Annotated in this window: 12 protein-coding genes and 5 pseudogenes; 6 read left to right on the top strand and 11 right to left on the bottom strand. The window is 60.3% G+C overall.

Features of this window, described 5'->3' with window-relative positions:
* Window positions 1–86 precede the first annotated feature (86 nt).
* From DUT91_RS16875 to DUT91_RS16890, 5 genes are read right to left on the bottom strand one after another with little or no spacing between them, the layout of a single operon-like run.
* Window positions 87–1,340: an FAD/NAD(P)-dependent oxidoreductase gene (locus DUT91_RS16875; protein WP_342634462.1), complete on the bottom strand. Its 1,254-nt coding sequence runs from the start codon at window positions 1,338–1,340 to the stop codon at window positions 87–89.
* Window positions 1,261–1,464, bottom strand: a complete 204-nt coding sequence (locus DUT91_RS27280) for an NAD(P)-binding protein (RefSeq protein WP_342634463.1) — start codon at window positions 1,462–1,464, stop codon at window positions 1,261–1,263. Before DUT91_RS27280 ends, DUT91_RS16875 begins: the two co-directional genes overlap by 80 nt.
* On the bottom strand, window positions 1,461–1,784 hold the full coding sequence (locus tag DUT91_RS16880; protein ID WP_114441690.1) for a (2Fe-2S)-binding protein: 324 nt from the start codon (window positions 1,782–1,784) through the stop codon (window positions 1,461–1,463). Before DUT91_RS16880 ends, DUT91_RS27280 begins: the two co-directional genes overlap by 4 nt.
* Window positions 1,781–3,769, bottom strand: a complete 1,989-nt coding sequence (locus DUT91_RS16885) for a hydantoinase B/oxoprolinase family protein (protein ID WP_114441691.1) — start codon at window positions 3,767–3,769, stop codon at window positions 1,781–1,783. The genes DUT91_RS16880 and DUT91_RS16885 overlap by 4 nt, the downstream gene beginning before the upstream one ends.
* 4 nt (window positions 3,770–3,773) lie before the next feature.
* The gene (locus DUT91_RS16890; RefSeq protein WP_114441692.1) at window positions 3,774–5,861 is read right to left on the bottom strand and encodes a hydantoinase/oxoprolinase family protein; all 2,088 of its coding nucleotides are present in this window, start codon (window positions 5,859–5,861) and stop codon (window positions 3,774–3,776) included.
* A 203-nt stretch (window positions 5,862–6,064) separates the two neighbouring features.
* Here DUT91_RS16890 and DUT91_RS16895 point away from each other — a divergent pair, with 203 nt between their 5' ends.
* On the top strand, window positions 6,065–7,207 hold the full coding sequence (locus DUT91_RS16895) for an NAD(P)/FAD-dependent oxidoreductase (protein WP_114441693.1): 1,143 nt from the start codon (window positions 6,065–6,067) through the stop codon (window positions 7,205–7,207).
* A 45-nt stretch (window positions 7,208–7,252) separates the two neighbouring features.
* Here the strand turns inward: DUT91_RS16895 and DUT91_RS16900 are convergent.
* Both DUT91_RS16900 and DUT91_RS16905 read right to left on the bottom strand, forming a co-directional pair.
* Window positions 7,253–7,795 (bottom strand): annotated as a pseudogene (locus DUT91_RS16900) (dihydrodipicolinate synthase family protein); the annotation flags it as partial.
* A pseudogene (locus DUT91_RS16905) lies at window positions 7,795–8,121 on the bottom strand (toprim domain-containing protein); the annotation flags it as partial. The pseudogenes DUT91_RS16905 and DUT91_RS16900, both read right to left, overlap by 1 nt.
* 342 nt (window positions 8,122–8,463) lie before the next feature.
* On the opposite strand from DUT91_RS16905, the gene DUT91_RS16915 reads away from it, so the two are divergent.
* Both DUT91_RS16915 and DUT91_RS16920 read left to right on the top strand, forming a co-directional pair.
* Window positions 8,464–8,973, top strand: a complete 510-nt coding sequence (locus DUT91_RS16915) for a P-loop nucleotide/nucleoside kinase family protein (protein ID WP_114441695.1) — start codon at window positions 8,464–8,466, stop codon at window positions 8,971–8,973.
* Between the two features lie 56 nt (window positions 8,974–9,029).
* Window positions 9,030–9,218, top strand: a pseudogene (locus tag DUT91_RS16920) (AAA family ATPase); the annotation flags it as partial.
* A gap of 304 nt (window positions 9,219–9,522) precedes the next feature.
* On the opposite strand, the gene DUT91_RS16930 reads toward DUT91_RS16920, so the two are convergent.
* Both DUT91_RS16930 and DUT91_RS26625 read right to left on the bottom strand, forming a co-directional pair.
* On the bottom strand, window positions 9,523–10,548 hold the full coding sequence (locus DUT91_RS16930; RefSeq protein ID WP_114441698.1) for an alpha/beta fold hydrolase: 1,026 nt from the start codon (window positions 10,546–10,548) through the stop codon (window positions 9,523–9,525).
* Window positions 10,538–10,999, bottom strand: a pseudogene (locus tag DUT91_RS26625) (RcgA family putative transporter); the annotation flags it as partial. The pseudogene DUT91_RS26625 and the gene DUT91_RS16930, both read right to left, overlap by 11 nt.
* 87 nt (window positions 11,000–11,086) lie before the next feature.
* On the opposite strand from DUT91_RS26625, the pseudogene DUT91_RS26630 reads away from it, so the two are divergent.
* Window positions 11,087–11,435: pseudogene (locus tag DUT91_RS26630) on the top strand (IS5 family transposase); the annotation flags it as partial.
* 49 nt (window positions 11,436–11,484) lie between these two features.
* Here the strand turns inward: DUT91_RS26630 and DUT91_RS16945 are convergent.
* Both DUT91_RS16945 and DUT91_RS16950 read right to left on the bottom strand, forming a co-directional pair.
* Complete coding sequence (locus DUT91_RS16945) at window positions 11,485–11,715, bottom strand: hypothetical protein (RefSeq protein WP_114441700.1); 231 nt, start codon at window positions 11,713–11,715, stop codon at window positions 11,485–11,487.
* Between the two features lie 69 nt (window positions 11,716–11,784).
* Entirely contained in the window at window positions 11,785–12,564 is a 780-nt protein-coding gene (locus tag DUT91_RS16950; protein ID WP_114441701.1) for an alpha/beta fold hydrolase, read from the bottom strand.
* Between the two features lie 135 nt (window positions 12,565–12,699).
* On the opposite strand from DUT91_RS16950, the gene DUT91_RS16955 reads away from it, so the two are divergent.
* Together DUT91_RS16955 and DUT91_RS16960 are read left to right on the top strand one after the other, a co-directional pair.
* On the top strand, window positions 12,700–13,644 hold the full coding sequence (locus DUT91_RS16955; protein WP_114441702.1) for a LysR family transcriptional regulator: 945 nt from the start codon (window positions 12,700–12,702) through the stop codon (window positions 13,642–13,644).
* Between the two features lie 152 nt (window positions 13,645–13,796).
* Entirely contained in the window at window positions 13,797–14,771 is a 975-nt protein-coding gene (locus DUT91_RS16960; protein ID WP_114441703.1) for an MBL fold metallo-hydrolase, read from the top strand.
* The last annotated feature ends 396 nt before the right edge of the window (window positions 14,772–15,167 follow it).

Consider the following 15,167-nt stretch of genomic DNA (forward strand, 5'->3'; position numbering starts at 1 on the left):
AGCATGTCTCCCAAAAGCGGGAACCAGACCTAAATCGCGGCGTATCGGTCGATTGAACGAGACACGCTTTAGCTTTAGCTTTAGCTTTAGCTCTCCCTCATCCACGCCGCGATGGGAACCGGACGCACCGGAGCTTGCTCACGAAGGCGCTCGGCGTCGCAAACCGCAGTGCCAGTTCGCGCCGCGATCAGTTCGTTGCCGGCCAGCTGACAATATCTCCCCTGGCAGCGGCCCATGCCAAGACGAGACAGCGACTTTACCCGGTTAGCCTCCGCGCCTCCGTGAACGGCGGCCTCGCGCACCTCTCCCGCCGTGATCCCCTCGCAGCGGCAGACGATTGTTCCGTCGGGGGCGGCGCGCACCAAGGCGGCCGGCCAGGGAAACGCGCGCGCCAACGCACGGGCGAAGCGTTCATAGCGTGCCTGGCGGCGTAAGTTGGAAGCGACATCCGGTGCCGACAACCCCAGATCGGCCAGACAGGCCGCCGCCGCCAGTCGTCCGGAAAGCTCAGCGCCGTCCGCCCCCAGGATTCGTACCCCGTCCCCTGCGAGGTAAACGCCCTCCACCGCCCGCCCAAGCCTGTCGGTGCGCGGCAACCATTGCGCCCAGCCTTCATCATAGTCGAAGGCGCAACCGGCAAGACCCGCAAGCTGGGTCTCGGCACGCAGGTGCCAGCCGAGGCCCACCATATCGCAGGGCGTGACACGGGAGGTACCTCGCGCATCGCTCCAGCGAACGGCGGCCGGGCCATACTCGTCGCATTCGATCCCCTCCAGGGTGACACCGGCATGGTAGCGCCGGCCGAGTTGCAGGCGCATCGCCACGCCTCTGAGCACAAGCCCGGGCCGCGTCAACATATCTGGCAGAGCCGCCACCTGCGCGGACAGCGGCGCGGTGTCGAGCACGGCTGCAATCTGGGCGCCCATCTTCAATAGCTGATAAGCGACCAGCGTCAGCAGCGGCCCGGAACCGGCAAGCACGATGTTTCGCCCCAGTGCCACACCCTGTGCCTTCAACGCGATCTGGGCCGCACCCAGACTGTAGACACCGGCCGACTGCCAGCCGGGGACGGGCGCAAGCCGATCGGTGGCACCGGTGGCAAGGATCAGCCGGTCATAGCCAAATATTCTGCGGCCGCCGGGCGTCAGCACGTGGAGTGCGCCTTCTGCGATGGCCACGACGGAGCTCATCGGATGGTAGTCGATCCGATCTTCCGCCACCATGATATCGAAAAGGGTGTGCAGGGCATTCGCCTTGCCACTATCCGGCCCGTAGAGCATTTCCGGAGTGCGCGTGAAGCCCAGGGGCGGGCGAGGGCGGGCGACGGTAAATCTGCCCACCCGCCCTTTGCCCGTCGTCGATGACGATCGGCCTGATGCCGCCGGCAACGAGCGCCACCGCGGCGCGTATTCCGGCTGGACCAGCACCGACGATCGCCACTGTCGATCCCTGCGGCGCAGTCACGGCCAGACCTCCGGTGCTTCCGTTGCAAGCCGCATGCCCTCATAAACAGGCGTGGAACAGGCCCGGAGGCGGACACCGTCCTCCAGCCAGACCCAGCAGTCCTGGCAGGATCCCATCAGGCAGAAGCCTGCGCGGGTCTCCGGTCCGAACTCTGAACGCCGCAACGCGGGGGAGCAAACGAGAATGGCCGTCAGCACCGTGTCCCCCGCCAATGCCTCGCCTTCGGCGCCATTGAGAAAAAACCGAACCCGAGGTCTATTGAACTCCACGAGGCGTACGATCCGCCCGTTGCCGAAATCCTTTTGCGCCGACGGTTTCATTCAACGGCCAGCCTTTGGGCAAGGGCCGGTTCGGGCAACTCTTGAAAGCGTGCGCGCACTTCCGCGAAGGCGGCCGCAACACCATCGTGTCCAGTCTTGTTCTGCATGCGCCGAAAAATCTCCGTCTTTGCGAAAAAACGCCAATGTATCGGCAGTCCGGCGAGAATATCCGTCAGCAGAGCGTAGGCATCGGGCGTCCATTGGGCCTCATAACCCTCTCGTTCGGGACCGAAGTGGAAGTGCTCGACCGGTGCGGCAGCCTGCGAGCGCAGGGTTGCCGTGGCCGGCTCGTCCACCATCCCGTCCCGGATCACCACCCCATAATCCCGTTCGGCGGCTTCGACGGACACATAGCCGCGCTCCACGTCCCGGGCGACGCGCCAAACATCGCGTTCAAGCGGATTGCCCCGTCCTCCACCACCAGCCGAACGGATCTCCAGCACTTCGCCGGGCTGAAGGACCGCCGTATCGATGTTGCCCAGCCGCTGGTAACGGTCTGCTCCAGGGTTGAGGACCATGTCGGAAAGGCCGGCAGCCCTGCCACCCAGCACGCCCCAGGGTCGAAAGAAGCTGCGGTCGCGATTGCGCGCCGTAATCCGGCTGCCCGGCGCGAAAACCTTGAAGGCCATCTCCGTGGCCAAACCGCCGCGCCAGAATCCCGCACCGCCGCTGTCACGTGCCAGGCCATAGCGCATGAACTCGATCGGCACCTCCGTCTCGGTGATCTCGATCGGTGTGTTCTTCAGATAGGCGGCATCCGCGCCGGAGCCGTTGGTGCCATCGCGGTGAGGCATGCCGCCGCCACCGCCCACCACGGGATTGACCGCCGCCAACACGCTACGCCCCGTTCTCTCGTCGGTGGTCATGACATTGACGATACAGTTGTTGCCGGCCGGCGCGGCCGGAAGACGTTCCGGCACAGCCTGGCTGAAAGCACCGAAGATGACGGATCGAAGCCGCGCGCAGGTGAGTGAGCGCATGCCAACCGCTGCGGGCTGAACCGGGTTGAGAACACTGCCCTTCGGCGCGATGCAGGTAAAGGGGCGTGTGAGCCCGGTATTGAGAAGAATATTCGGGTTCAGTGTGTAGAGCACATAATAAACACCAACCAGCAGTATGGTATGACGCGGGTCGCTACCCGACGGCACGTTGAGCGAGGAACCCAGCTGCGGATCGGATCCGGTGAAATCGAGAACCGCTTCGTCGCCCCTGATGGTCAGTGTCAGCTTCAAGCGGCAGGGGTTGGCTTCCACCGAATCCTCGTCCGCATAGTCGGCGAACTCCCAGGTTTCATCCGGCATCGCGCGCAACAGCGCCCTGGCCTGTGCTTCCGCATTGTCGAGAAGTGCCTCAGCGCCATCAAGAAAAGCCTGCTTTCCGAACTTCTGCAACATAGCCAGAATTTTCCGCTCACCGGTATTGAGCGCGCCGACCAAGGCCTTGATGTCCCCGACGTTGAGGTCGGGCTTGCGCACATTGGTCGTCATGATCCTCAGTATGGTTTCGTCGAAGACCCCTTCCCTGACCAGCTTCATCGGCGGAAAGCGAATGCCCTCCTGATGGATTTCGGTGAGCGCGCGCGAAAGCGAAGCGGGCACGGCGCCGCCCATGTCTGTGTTGTGGATATGGCCTCCCGTCCATGCGATGATCTCGCCATCGTAGAATACGGGTTTCCAGAGATGGGTATCGGGCGCATGGGTCGCGACATGGCCGGAATAGGGATCGTTGGTGAAGGCAACGTCCCCTGGCCGGTAGTCCTGCACCATATCGATGACCCGGCCCCAGGTGAGGCCCGGATACCAGGTGGCGCCAAGCCCCATGGGCACCCCGAAAGTCTCGCCCCTCCGGTTCATCAGCATAACGGTGAAGTCCTCCGTCTCCTTGACGAACGCGGAATGCGCCGTGCGCTGCAACGTATAGGCCATGTTTTCGGCCGCCGCCCGCACATGGTTTGCAAAAACCCGGAGGTTGGTCTGATCGAACATGGGGTTACTCCGCGAAGGTGAGGTGAATATTCAAATGCCTGTCGACGCTTGCTTCGGCGCCGACCGGAATGGCAAAGGTCGTGTCGTCCTGCGCCACGACTGCCGGCCCGCTGAAGTGCTCGCCGGGGCTCAGTTCATCACGGCGAAACAGACCGATGTCTCCGAACACGCCGCCTGTGTAGACCTGAATCATCCGTTCGGGAGAGACAAGGCTCGCCACCTCATTCACGGCGACCGGAAACTCCAGAGCGGGACCCGCGCCGATCGCCGAAAGCCGCAGGTTGACCAGTTCGACCTCACCCTTTGGATCAGAAAAATCGTAGAGCTGAACATGCATGGCATGGAACGCCGTCTCCATGGCCGCACAATTGCCGTCGTGGATCCAGGCCGGCTCGATCGGCACCTCGATCTCGAAACTCTGCCCGACATAGCGCATGTCGGCCGATATTCTGAGGTCGACCGGACCTTGATGCCCCTGTTCGGCGAGCCAGGCCCGGCCCTCCTGGATGAGGGTATCGAGGGCTTCGCGCAGCGCGGGAGCGGCCTCTTCAAACACAAGAACAAAAACCGTGCGGATGAAATCACCGCGCAGATCCGCAACCAGCCCTCCCAGCGCGGAGACGACACCGGGGCGGGGCGAGGCAATGACCCGCGACATGCCGAATTCACGCGCGAGAAAAGCGCCGAGCATGGGGCCGCCGCCGCCAAATGGCATCAAGGTGAACTCCCGAAGATCGACGCCTGCGCGCGAGGCAAGCTTTTCGACCTCCACGAACATTTCCGAAATTGCAACGTCGAGGATTGCCTGGGCTGTCGCCTCGACTGAACGGTCTATCTGCTTGGCAAGCCTGCCGACCGCCGCAGTCGCCAACCCCGCATCGATCCGCAATTGGCCATAGGCCATCTCGCTATGTCCGAGCCAACCGCAGACCGCCATCGCATCCGTGACCGTCGGCTCGGTACCACCGCGACCGTAGCAGGCGGGCCCTGGGACGGAACCGGCGGATGCCGGGCCGACACGCAGCACGCCGTGCTCGTCGATGCCGGCGATCGACCCGCCGCCGATCCCGATCGAGCTAACCGATACGGAAGGAATATGCAGCGGGAATTCGCCGACCAATTCACCGAAACCGAACTGCGGCTTGCCGTCGATGATCAGTGCGAAGTCGGCCGACGTTCCGCCTATGTCGAGTGTGAGCACTTGCCGCTCTCCGGCCCGCCGGGCCAGCCATGCGGCCCCGATCACACCGGATGCCGTTCCGGAAAGAAGCATCTGTACGCAGGACCGCTTGCCCTCGGCTGCATTCATCACACCACCGTTCGACTTGGTTAGAAGGGCGGGCGCCGTGACGCCGCGCGACTTCAACCTGTCCTGGAGAGCGGTGAGATAGCCGGAAATGCGGGGATGGACATAACCGTTCAAGATCGCCGTGGTCGTGCGCTCATATTCGCGGATGACCGGCCAGACTTCGGACGACGTGAAGACGAACAGATCCGGGGCAAGGCGTTCGATCTCCTGCCTCACGGCAATCTCCTGGGTGGAATTGCGCCAGGCATGCAGGAAGGAGACGATAATGCCCTTGGCACCCTTCGCTTTCGCAGCTGAGACGGCCTTTTCGACGACTGCCATATCCGGTGCGCGCACTTCGCTGCCATTGGCCCGCAAACGCGCAGGAATGCCAAAGATCATGTCACGCGCGATGAGCTGATCCGGACGCGCGCAAAACAGCGAATAGACATCCGGCATTCTGAGGCGTGCCAGCTCAATGACATCCTCGAAGCCGGCATTGGTCAAAAGCGCAAGCGAGACGCCGCGCCGTTGAATGACAGTGTTGATGCCCACCGTCGTGCCATGCACGAAACGGCTGATCGCCGCCGGATCCAGCCCCTCGCGTTCGGCGAGCAGCGTGAGTCCTGTCATCAATTCAGCGCCTGGGTCATCGGGGGTCGTCAAAACCTTCAGGGAGGCCACGCGGCCGGACCTGGCCTCCAGCGCACAAAAATCGATGAAGGTTCCACCGATATCGACCCCAACCTTCCAATCCTCACCACTGGCCTGGTTTATGGAGTTTCCGATTGTGGCACTTGTCATGTCCGTCCCTTTCGCTGCTTTTGTAAAAAGCTGGCATAGCCTGACGCCTCAGGTCCAAGATCGAAATGGCGGGTGGCCATAAGTCCCGCTTATGGTGTTCGGGTGCCCCATAGGTCGCACTTATGGGCTATACCCGATCCCGACTTTGACACTGATCGCCGCTCCGCCCACAGTCTGGGTGCTTCGAACCGGAGGAATAGCGAGTGGATGTCGTCATCCTTGGCGGCGGGCTCATGGGAACCGCATCGGCATATTTTCTCGCCCGGCACGGGTGCAAGGTCACACTTGTCGAGCGCAATCGGGTGGGCAGTGGCGCAACTGTCGCTTCTTTTGGCAACATTCGTCGAAGCGGCCGCTATCTGCCGCAGCTGCCATTGGCACACCGCTCTCTTGCTCTTTGGCGTCAGGCCGAAGCGATGCTTGGGCAAGACGTGGAATTTCGCGCGACCGGCCACCTGCGTCTCGTTTTCGGACAGAACGGACTTGCGGCAATGCGCGGGTTTATCGAGGCCGCGAGGCCTTGGGGACTGGCCCTCGACGAGTTGGAAATGCGGGACGTTCGCGGGCGTTTTCCGGGTCTTGGCCCCGATGCGATTGGAGCCTCGCTCTCACCGGACGACGGCAGCGGCAATCCCCGGCTTATCGCGCCCGCCTTTGCCGCAGCCGCGGGGCGCCTTGGCGCCCGGATCATTGAACAGGTCGCGGTCGGCGCGATAAGGAAAACCGGCTCTGGATTCCATATGGAAACATCGGGGGGCAGCATCGGCGCAGAGGTTCTGCTCAACACCGCTGGCGCCTGGGGCGCGCAAATCGCCGCACAATTTGGGGAACCGGTGCCGATCGAAGCGCGCGGACCGCAGATGGGCGTCACGGAACCGCTGCCGCACCGCATCCTGCCCGTTGTCGGCGTCTGGAGTGGCGACGGAGCCGAGGGCTATTTGCGTCAGGTTGAACGGGGCAATATTGTCTTCGGCGGCGGCGTCGAACGGAGCCAGGTAACGCTTGACCCGGGCCACGCGAAAGCCAATCCGGCCAGCCTTTCGCAGCAGCTGCGCTCGCTATTGCCGCTTCTGCCGGCACTGGCAAAAACGGCCGTCATCCGCACGTGGTCCGGCTGCGAGGGCTATGTGGCGGACGGTCTCCCGGTGATGGGGCCGTCGGCGACGACATCCGGATTATTCCACGCCTTCGGATTTTCCGGACATGGTTTTCAACTTGGCCCCGGGGTCGGCGACGTGATGGCCGAGCTTATCGCCACTGGCCATACAGAAACGCCGCTCCACGATTTCCGCATCGAAAGGTTCGCCAACGGGCAGCGCCCGCGTCTTTCGTCAGGGATGCACTGACGCGGGAACGGATACGCCCGCGGGATCTAGACGCCCGTCGCGTTCTCAAGCGGTCACGGAAAACGCAACCGACGGGTCTACGAAACCAGGGACTATTCGGGCGAGCAGGTAATCGACTTCCGCCCTGGCGGCAGCCGTCAGCATCTGCGCCGGCTTGCGCTGCGTATCGGAGCTTATGATGCCGCGCCGTTTCAGCACGTGCTTGCGGATCGCAAGGCCGATGCCAGGCTGTTGCTCGTAGCGGATCAGGGGAAGATGGGCATCGAAAAAATCATGCGCCTCGTCGCGTTTTCCAACAGCGAAAAGACCGATCAGCTCGGCGAGCATATCGGGAAAACCATAGCCGGTCATCGCACCATCGGCACCGCGTTCCGGTTCGAAATCGAGGAACATGCCGCCATTGCCGCAAAGGATCGAGAACAGGCGCAGCTCGTCAGCCTTCTGCATGGCGCGCAGTTTTGAAATCTTTTCAAGGCCCGGCCAATCCTCGTGCTTCAGCATCAGGCAGGAGGGGTGATTGGTGATGATCCTGGCGATCACGCCTGGCGACATGACCACGGTCAGAGTCAATGGATAGTTCTGCAACATCACCCTTGACTCGGCCGGCGGGCATGCGGCCGGCCACTTCTGCTCTCCCTTTTTTCCTTTTCTTCTCCTTTTCTCTCCTGCAATCCGTCGTTCCAGTCCTCAGCGGGCGGCGTCAGGCGGAACCAGTCGCAGCCAGCATCTTCGGCGATGTCGCGCAGGCGGTCGGCAAATGCTTCACCTTGTGCATTGGCGTCGGTTGCGGCGACAAGTTGCCCGCCCGGACGTGCGGCGAGCACGCGAACCGCGGCTTCTGTCGCCGGCGACCATCCGCCGCCCGTGCTGAGATAGAGGCTCCCCTCTCGCATTCCTTCGAACGCGGCCAGGCTCCTATATCGCCTCCCAGACGCCCTTCGCTAGCAAAGCGCGACCCAACAGAGTCGTTGAACCATTGGCCCCTGGCTCGTCTCCGAAGCGATCCGGATATTGCAGCCGCATGGCCGCTTCTGGCGCGCAGGCGACGTGGCGCTGCCGCGGAGCTATGTCCGCTCTCGGGCCAGCGCGATGACGACCTTTCCGACCGAATTGGGGCGCGAGGCCGTCCGTCTGGAACCGCCCCCCTTTCGGACCCTCGCTGCTTACCCGCAAGGTCCCAAAAACTGCCATTTGGTGAGCGTATTCTCTTGTGAAGTATCTTCTCAGGGGATGGCAGACCGTGGTAAGCGGCGCTTATGGGCATCAAGAACTACTTGATCGAAGGCAGTTCAGGCACTGGAAAGACGTCTGTCGCTACTGAGCTGGAGCGGCGTGGTTTTCATGTCGTCCATGGTGATCGGGTCTTGGCCTATGTTGGGGACCCTGAAACCGGCGAGGCGCTTGAAGGACCGCCGCAAGGTGTGAACCGCGTCGTTTGGGGTTACGCGCACTGGATCTGGCCTGTTGAAAAGGTTCGGGCCATCGCCGCCGATACCACCCATCCTATCACCTTCTTTTGTGGCGGCTCCCGCAATTTCCATAAGTTCCTAGACTTGTTCGACATGGTTTTTGTGCTCGACATAGATGTCGAGACGTTGAACAGACGATTGGACGGGCGGCCAAATGAGCCGGGTTTCGCGCCGGACGAGCGTGCGGTGGTTCTACGCTACCATAGGAGCAACGAACACTTTCCCGCCGGGATTAGTATCGACACGACCGGAACGGTCCCGAGCGTCGTCGACGATATCCTTGCTCAACTGAGCTGACGCCTGGATAGTGTTGGAATGGGTTCTCTGAAAGCGGACATCATTCAGGAGGCAACATGGAGCCAAGGCACGTAGTGCTGTCGGGCTGTTCGGGTGGCAGCAAGTCAACGCTGCTTGCCGAACTGGAGCGCAGACAATTTGCCGTAGTTTCCGAACCCGGCCGCCGTATCGTAGAAGAGGAGTTGCGTGGCGATGGCGCTGCCCTTCCTTGGATTGACCTTTCCGCGTTCAACGGACGTGCTCTAGGTCATCGCAAGATCATGGCGAGCGTGGAGCGTTGAGTGAATCGCTGTGCGACAGGGGCGGCGGTGGCGCGATCGGGGAGCGGCGGCTGGAAAGGCTGATGGAGGAGGAGCGTCAGGCGCGGGCGGCACTAGTGGTGGCGCCTGTAACGGATCTTGGTGATATAGTCGCCAAGGCGCGTTATTTGGCTGAACTGATCGAAAATGATGCGAGCGCGCTTGATGCGGACGATTTTCTCGCGGCGTTCAAGTCGTTTGCAGCGGCGGCTCAGCCGCCGAAATGGTGTGAAAAGCGGCAAGTAGGCGGTCATACGCGGTCGAACCGGCGGCATAGAGCAGCATGGCGGCAATTTAAGCTCAAACCGGCCAACAAAATGTAGGGCGGCATGGCGAGCGAATAGTGACCGCAGTTTAATTCCAATATTTTTGGCCGGCCACCGGCGTCCTTCAGCCTTTGCATGAATCTTTCCGATAGCTCTGGCAACACCACCTTGTCCCTCTTAGCCAACACAACGTGAAGATCGAGATCAGCCCGTGCCAAACTATGCGCGTAAATCTCCAAGTTAAGTGGCTCCCAAGCCCGTCTGAGATCAGTCAGATCAATCCCAGGCTCAAGGCTATTGCGTATCAATCGTGTCGCGCGCCCCGTCCAAACCATGTCCGCGAGGCCCCCTGCTGTTAAAAACAGCGAGGCTTTTGATACAGCCTGATCGTGCGCGGCGATCAACCCTGCGACCCAGGAACCCAAGCTAATACCGAGCACCGAAATCTCTCGATAGCCTTCGCTTTTCAACCAATGAATGAGTTTTCGCCCATCCAACACTGCCTGCCTTACAGACTGGATGGTTCGACCGAGATTAGGGCTAAGCATGTAGTCGGCATGCACAGAGCCGGGACGGCTGCGTTCGAAGTGATAGGGCATAGCAATCTCGACAACCGTGATGCCACGCCACGAGAAAAACTTGGCAATCTGACGATTCCGCGCGCTTGCATTCCAATGGTGAAAAATCACCATTGCCTTATCGTAAGACCCGCTTTCTGTGATTTTCGCCCAGACGACATTGTTTTCTTCAATGTCAGTAGAAATGTCCGATGGAAATTTGAGCCACCCATCTTCTCTTTCAAAACCCTGATCGCTCCCACGCGGATGATCAAAAAAGGCTGGATCAGCCACGGCCTTGTCCGCAAGGACACAAAATTCCTCGATGCTTACTATCTTCTTCGCACCTGGAAAGGCGCGCTCCGCGTCAAGGACGAAATCCGTTGTTTTCTTCCCTTCCTCACCGCGTCGCGACCGCCGCTCATCCCAACGATCAAGCCAACTATGAAACACTGTGACTGTTCCCTAACTTACTCGCTCGCCATCGCCCAAACCCGGGATCAACCAGGCCGAGCAGCACTCCAATGCCCAGAAGGATTGAGAAACCGGCAAATGCATCGATCAGCAAGTAGCCAGCCACGAGTAACGCTACGATGGCTGACATCCGCCACAAAGGCATACAATTCCGACGTTCGACACCCAAACGGATGGAACCGTACAGAAATACAACACAGGTCGAGATAGCGATAAGAAGGCTACTGTAATGGGTCGGCCTACGATAGCTGATCGCGGTGCTCACATCACTGCGCCCATACAAGACGGTAGACATATCGCCAATCAACCAAGTTACAATATTCCCACCGTTCGATGTCAGGTAAGCGCTCTGGAGCTTCATGACGATGGCGATCAGAACGCCCAAGACAGTACATCGAAAAATCCCACGCATAACCCTGAAGCTGGCTTCATTGAGCTCGTGTTTCCGATTGTCTTTGCAGTTGGCCCATCGTCGCCTGTTCGCTGTCGAACTGCTGCGCCGTCAGACCGGCTTGCGCCGATCATCCTGCTCTTGTCGGAAGGCCAGATGAGCGACCACAAGGGCGCACGTCTCGTGCTCGACGCCTTGCCGCCTGCCCTCATCTGATCGCCGACCGCGGCTACGACAGCGCCTGGTTTCGCGAGGAACTGGAAGCACGAGGCATCGAGCCGTGCATCCCCCAGCGAACCGAGGCCGCAAAGTCCCATACGCCTACGACACGATGCTCTACCCTCAACGCCACAAGGTCGAGAACCTGTTCGCAAAGCTCAAGGACTGGCGGCGCATCGCCACCCGCTACGACCGCTGTGCTCACACCTTCTTCTCGGCCATCTGCATCGCAGCCGCCGTCATCTTCTGGCTTTGAGCAATGAGTCCTGACCATAGTCGTTGTCATCACGTCGCGGTCGCGAGGACTACTGCTGGTTGGCGGAGGAGGCGTCGCCGAAGCGGTTTGCGGCCGGGTTGGTCTGGTCGGCTGTGGACTTGCTGATCGAAGCCGGAGCGGCATAGTCAATCTTCTGCGCAGCGACAGGCGTGCTGTCATTGGCATAGAGATCGGCCGGCGTGCCGACACTCGGGTTTTCAGCGAAAGCTGCGCCGGCACTCAGGGCGAGGGCAGCAGCGGCAAGAGTAATCTTCTTCATGTTCTAGCTCCATTGAGGGTTGGTGGTTAGTTGCCGAAAGGGTACGTACGTTGGTTCGGCATCGACGCGTCAATTCGGCGCCACCGCCGTATCGCCGGATGCTGCTCTCTTGGCGGCCTGTTCGATCACGTTGGCCACTGCCTTGGGCTGGGTAAAGAATACGACGTGACTGCCCTTGATCTCGGTCGTCGCCGCCCCGATGCGACTAGCGGTGCTGCGAAGAAGTTCGGGCGCAATGGCGCCGTCCTCGTTCGCGACAACGTACCAACTCGGCTTGGTCTTCCAAGCCGCCGTAGTCACCTTGGCTTCAAGCGCCTTCATCGCGATCGGCACCTGAGAGTCGCGTAGGAATGCGGCGTCGGCATTGTTAGTGTCCCCAGCAAAGCCGTCCTTAAACGTATCGGACTTCAGGAACGCGAAGCCATCAGGCTGCACGTCGGGCTGAAAGTTTGGCGGCGGGGGAATCTCGGCATATTGGTCCAGCGTAGATTGGCCGACCTCTGGCGCGAAGGCAGCCACATAAACCAGACCCGCAACATTGGCAGCGTCGCCAGCTTCTGTAATGACGGTGCCACCATAGGAATGGCCAACGAGAATGGCAGGCCCATCCTGCCGGGCAAGCACGCGGCGCGTTGCGGCGACATCGTCTTCCAACGACGTGAGCGGATTCTGGACAATCGAGACTTTATAGCCACGGCTTGTCAGTTGGTCGTAGACGCCTCGCCATCCGGCTCCATCGGCAAAGGCCCCATGGACGAGAACGATATTACGAAGCGGCGCGCTCTGTGCGTCTGCTGAAGTCACCGAAAGCGATAGTGCGCCGACGGCGATCGCTAGGGATTTGATCATGGCATTTCTCCTGTTGAATTTTTCTGTTGATCGGACAATCAACATTTACCCTGAAGAATATGACTTGATTATCGAGCAAATTCGGACATCAATGTCTCAAAATGAGAGACAATCCGAATTGGCTGGAGGAACGATATGCTGCACGACTTCAGCGATACGGTCGCTTTTATAAAGGTAGTGCAGGAAGGGAGCTTCACCGCGGCGGCGCGCGTGCTCAAGGTGCCGAAGACACGGGTGAGCCGGAAGGTGCAGGAACTGGAATCCAGGCTGCAGACACAACTTCTGAACCGGACAACACGCAGCCTGAAGCTGACTGAAGCGGGAGCGGTTTATTTCCAGCACTGCGAGCGAGTGGTAAAGGATCTGGAGGATGCGGAGAATGCGGTGGCGGAGTTGCAGCACCACCCGCGCGGGTGGCTCCGGATCACTGCTCCGTACTGGCTGGCAACGCGCGTCCTCGCGCCACTGCTCATCGAGTTTCGCCGCTTCTATCCAGAGGTATTCCCGCAACTGCTTCTGGCAAATCAGGTCCTTGACCTTGTCACCAAGGACATTGATGTCGCTTTGCGGCTCCAGGAAGGCGTCCTGCCCGATTCCACGCTCACGGCTCGGAGGCTCGGCGCATTGCCAATGGGCATCTATGCCGCCCCGGCCTATCTGGAACGTGCAGGAGCGCCACAGCATCCATCAGAATTGGCGGGCCATGACTGTCTGCTGACGGAGTTTTATTTCAACCGCCCGGGGGTAGAATGGCCATTGTCGCATGGCGGAGAGCGGTCCCAGTTCAAGGTACGAGCAGTGGCCGTCGCCAGCGATCCAGAGGCCCTTCACAGGTTCCTGCTGGAGGGAGTAGGCCTGTTGATGACCAACCATGTGCGCGTTAAGTCAGACGTCGCCGCTGGAAGATTGGTTCGTGTCCTGCCCGAATGGGTCGGGCCCGAGCCGACCCTTTATGCGATCCGGCCAGGAGGCCGTGTTCAGCCCCCCAAGGTTAAAGCATTCCTGGACTTTCTCATTCCGCGGCTCGATTTGAAGAGGATCGATAGCGAAAGTGCCGCTGAAACAGATCGTGCGCTCTAAGCATTTCCTCCACTGCAGCGATTGTTTCAAATGCAGGACAATCTTTCCCAGTCTGGCACGCTAATCACGGATCTTCTGTGGGGGTAAATCTCCATTGTCACAGAAACCCCTCATTTGCCCTACGCGGCGGTGGCCAGCCCCTGGAGAAAATAATGACGACGCGCAGATCCTTTTTGAAAGCCGGCCTTGGTCTTCTCAGCCTCTCCACGGCAGGCGCGTTAACAGCTCGAGCAGGCTATGCGGCCGCTCCCTTCGCCAAAACGCAGGCACCCGCTTTCTATCGGATGGCGCTCGGGGACATCGAGGTTACCGCCCTGTCCGACGGCACCTTGCCTGTCCCCTTGGAAAAATTCTTCAACAACACCACCCCGGATCATGTTGACGCTGTCTTGAGATCTGTTTTCCTCGAATCGCCGGTCGATCTTTCGGTGAACGCTTATCTTTTCAACACCGGGTCAAGGCTGATCTTGATCGATGCAGGCACAGGCGGCTTGCTAGGCCCCAGATTGGGGCATCTGGTCGCCAATCTCCGTGCTGCCGGCTATGAGCCGGAGCAGATTGACGATGTCGTCTTGACGCACATCCACGCCGATCATTCAGGGGGCTTGACCCACGCCGGCAAGCCGGTGTTTCCCAATGCTTTGGTGCATGTGAACAAGCGCGACGCCGAGTATTGGCTGGACCCGGCTAATCTCGCGAGTGCTCCGGAAGCGAAGAAGACGTCGTTTCATGAGGCTACCACATCGCTGAAACCTTATGTCGACGCCGGTCGTTTCCGCATCTTCGCTGACAACGCCAGTCCAATCCCTGGCTTCGGATCGATCCTGCGTCCCGGCCATACACCGGGCCACAGCTCCATTGTCATTGAAAGCAAAGGCGAAAGGTTCGTTGTTTGGGGTGATATTTCCCATGGCGATGCTGTTCAGTTCGACGAGCCAGACATCGCCATCGACTTCGACGTGGATTCGCAGATTGCGGCCAACACACGCCGTCACGCCTTCGTCCATGCCGCCGATCACGGCTATTGGGTGGCTGGGGCGCACCTGCCCTTTCCGGGCATAGGCCATGTTCGAGCCGACAGCGACGAATTTGACTGGGTGCCGGTCAACTATAGTGCTGCCGGGTGACGATTCCACCTCGTCCTCTGGAATCGCGAACCTAAGCCTTGAACCTTTTGGCGATGCCAATGGCCTGCATGGAAGGCGGAACGCCCCTAAGTGTCTTCTCTGATTGCGGTCGTTGTGGTCAAGGTGCTCCTGCGCATTTTCTCGGACCGTTCCGCGGGTCACGCGTTTCTCTTCGCGGTCGGCGCTTGGGCCGCCGCATGTTGGGATCAGGAGAGCGAGACGTCTCAATCTGTTTCCTTGCAGGGGACGTCCCAACAAAACTAAGCCGGAAACCTTGGCAGTGTCTATCTGCGCAATACGCCACTTCGCAAGCCCTCCGTGCTTACCCCGAAGGCTTTGCGACGTATCCTGCAGATCACGGAGGGTATCACTGCCAACATCTTCCACATCATCAAC

The organism is Paramesorhizobium salinisoli, from assembly GCF_003335045.1.
Taxonomy (GTDB): Bacteria; Pseudomonadota; Alphaproteobacteria; order Rhizobiales; family Rhizobiaceae; genus Paramesorhizobium; species Paramesorhizobium salinisoli.

What these genes read in the sequence shown, in the direction of transcription:
- DUT91_RS16890 (WP_114441692.1), bottom strand. Translation starts at nt 5,861, where the DNA reads ATGACAAGTGCCACAATCGGAAACTCCATAAACCAGGCCAGTGGTGAG.
- DUT91_RS16915 (WP_114441695.1), top strand. Translation starts at nt 8,464, where the DNA reads ATGGGCATCAAGAACTACTTGATCGAAGGCAGTTCAGGCACTGGAAAG.
- DUT91_RS16880 (WP_114441690.1), bottom strand. Translation starts at nt 1,784, where the DNA reads ATGAAACCGTCGGCGCAAAAGGATTTCGGCAACGGGCGGATCGTACGC.
- DUT91_RS16960 (WP_114441703.1), top strand. Translation starts at nt 13,797, where the DNA reads ATGACGACGCGCAGATCCTTTTTGAAAGCCGGCCTTGGTCTTCTCAGC.
- DUT91_RS16955 (WP_114441702.1), top strand. Translation starts at nt 12,700, where the DNA reads ATGCTGCACGACTTCAGCGATACGGTCGCTTTTATAAAGGTAGTGCAG.
- DUT91_RS16885 (WP_114441691.1), bottom strand. Translation starts at nt 3,769, where the DNA reads ATGTTCGATCAGACCAACCTCCGGGTTTTTGCAAACCATGTGCGGGCG.
- DUT91_RS16950 (WP_114441701.1), bottom strand. Translation starts at nt 12,564, where the DNA reads ATGATCAAATCCCTAGCGATCGCCGTCGGCGCACTATCGCTTTCGGTG.
- DUT91_RS16945 (WP_114441700.1), bottom strand. Translation starts at nt 11,715, where the DNA reads ATGAAGAAGATTACTCTTGCCGCTGCTGCCCTCGCCCTGAGTGCCGGC.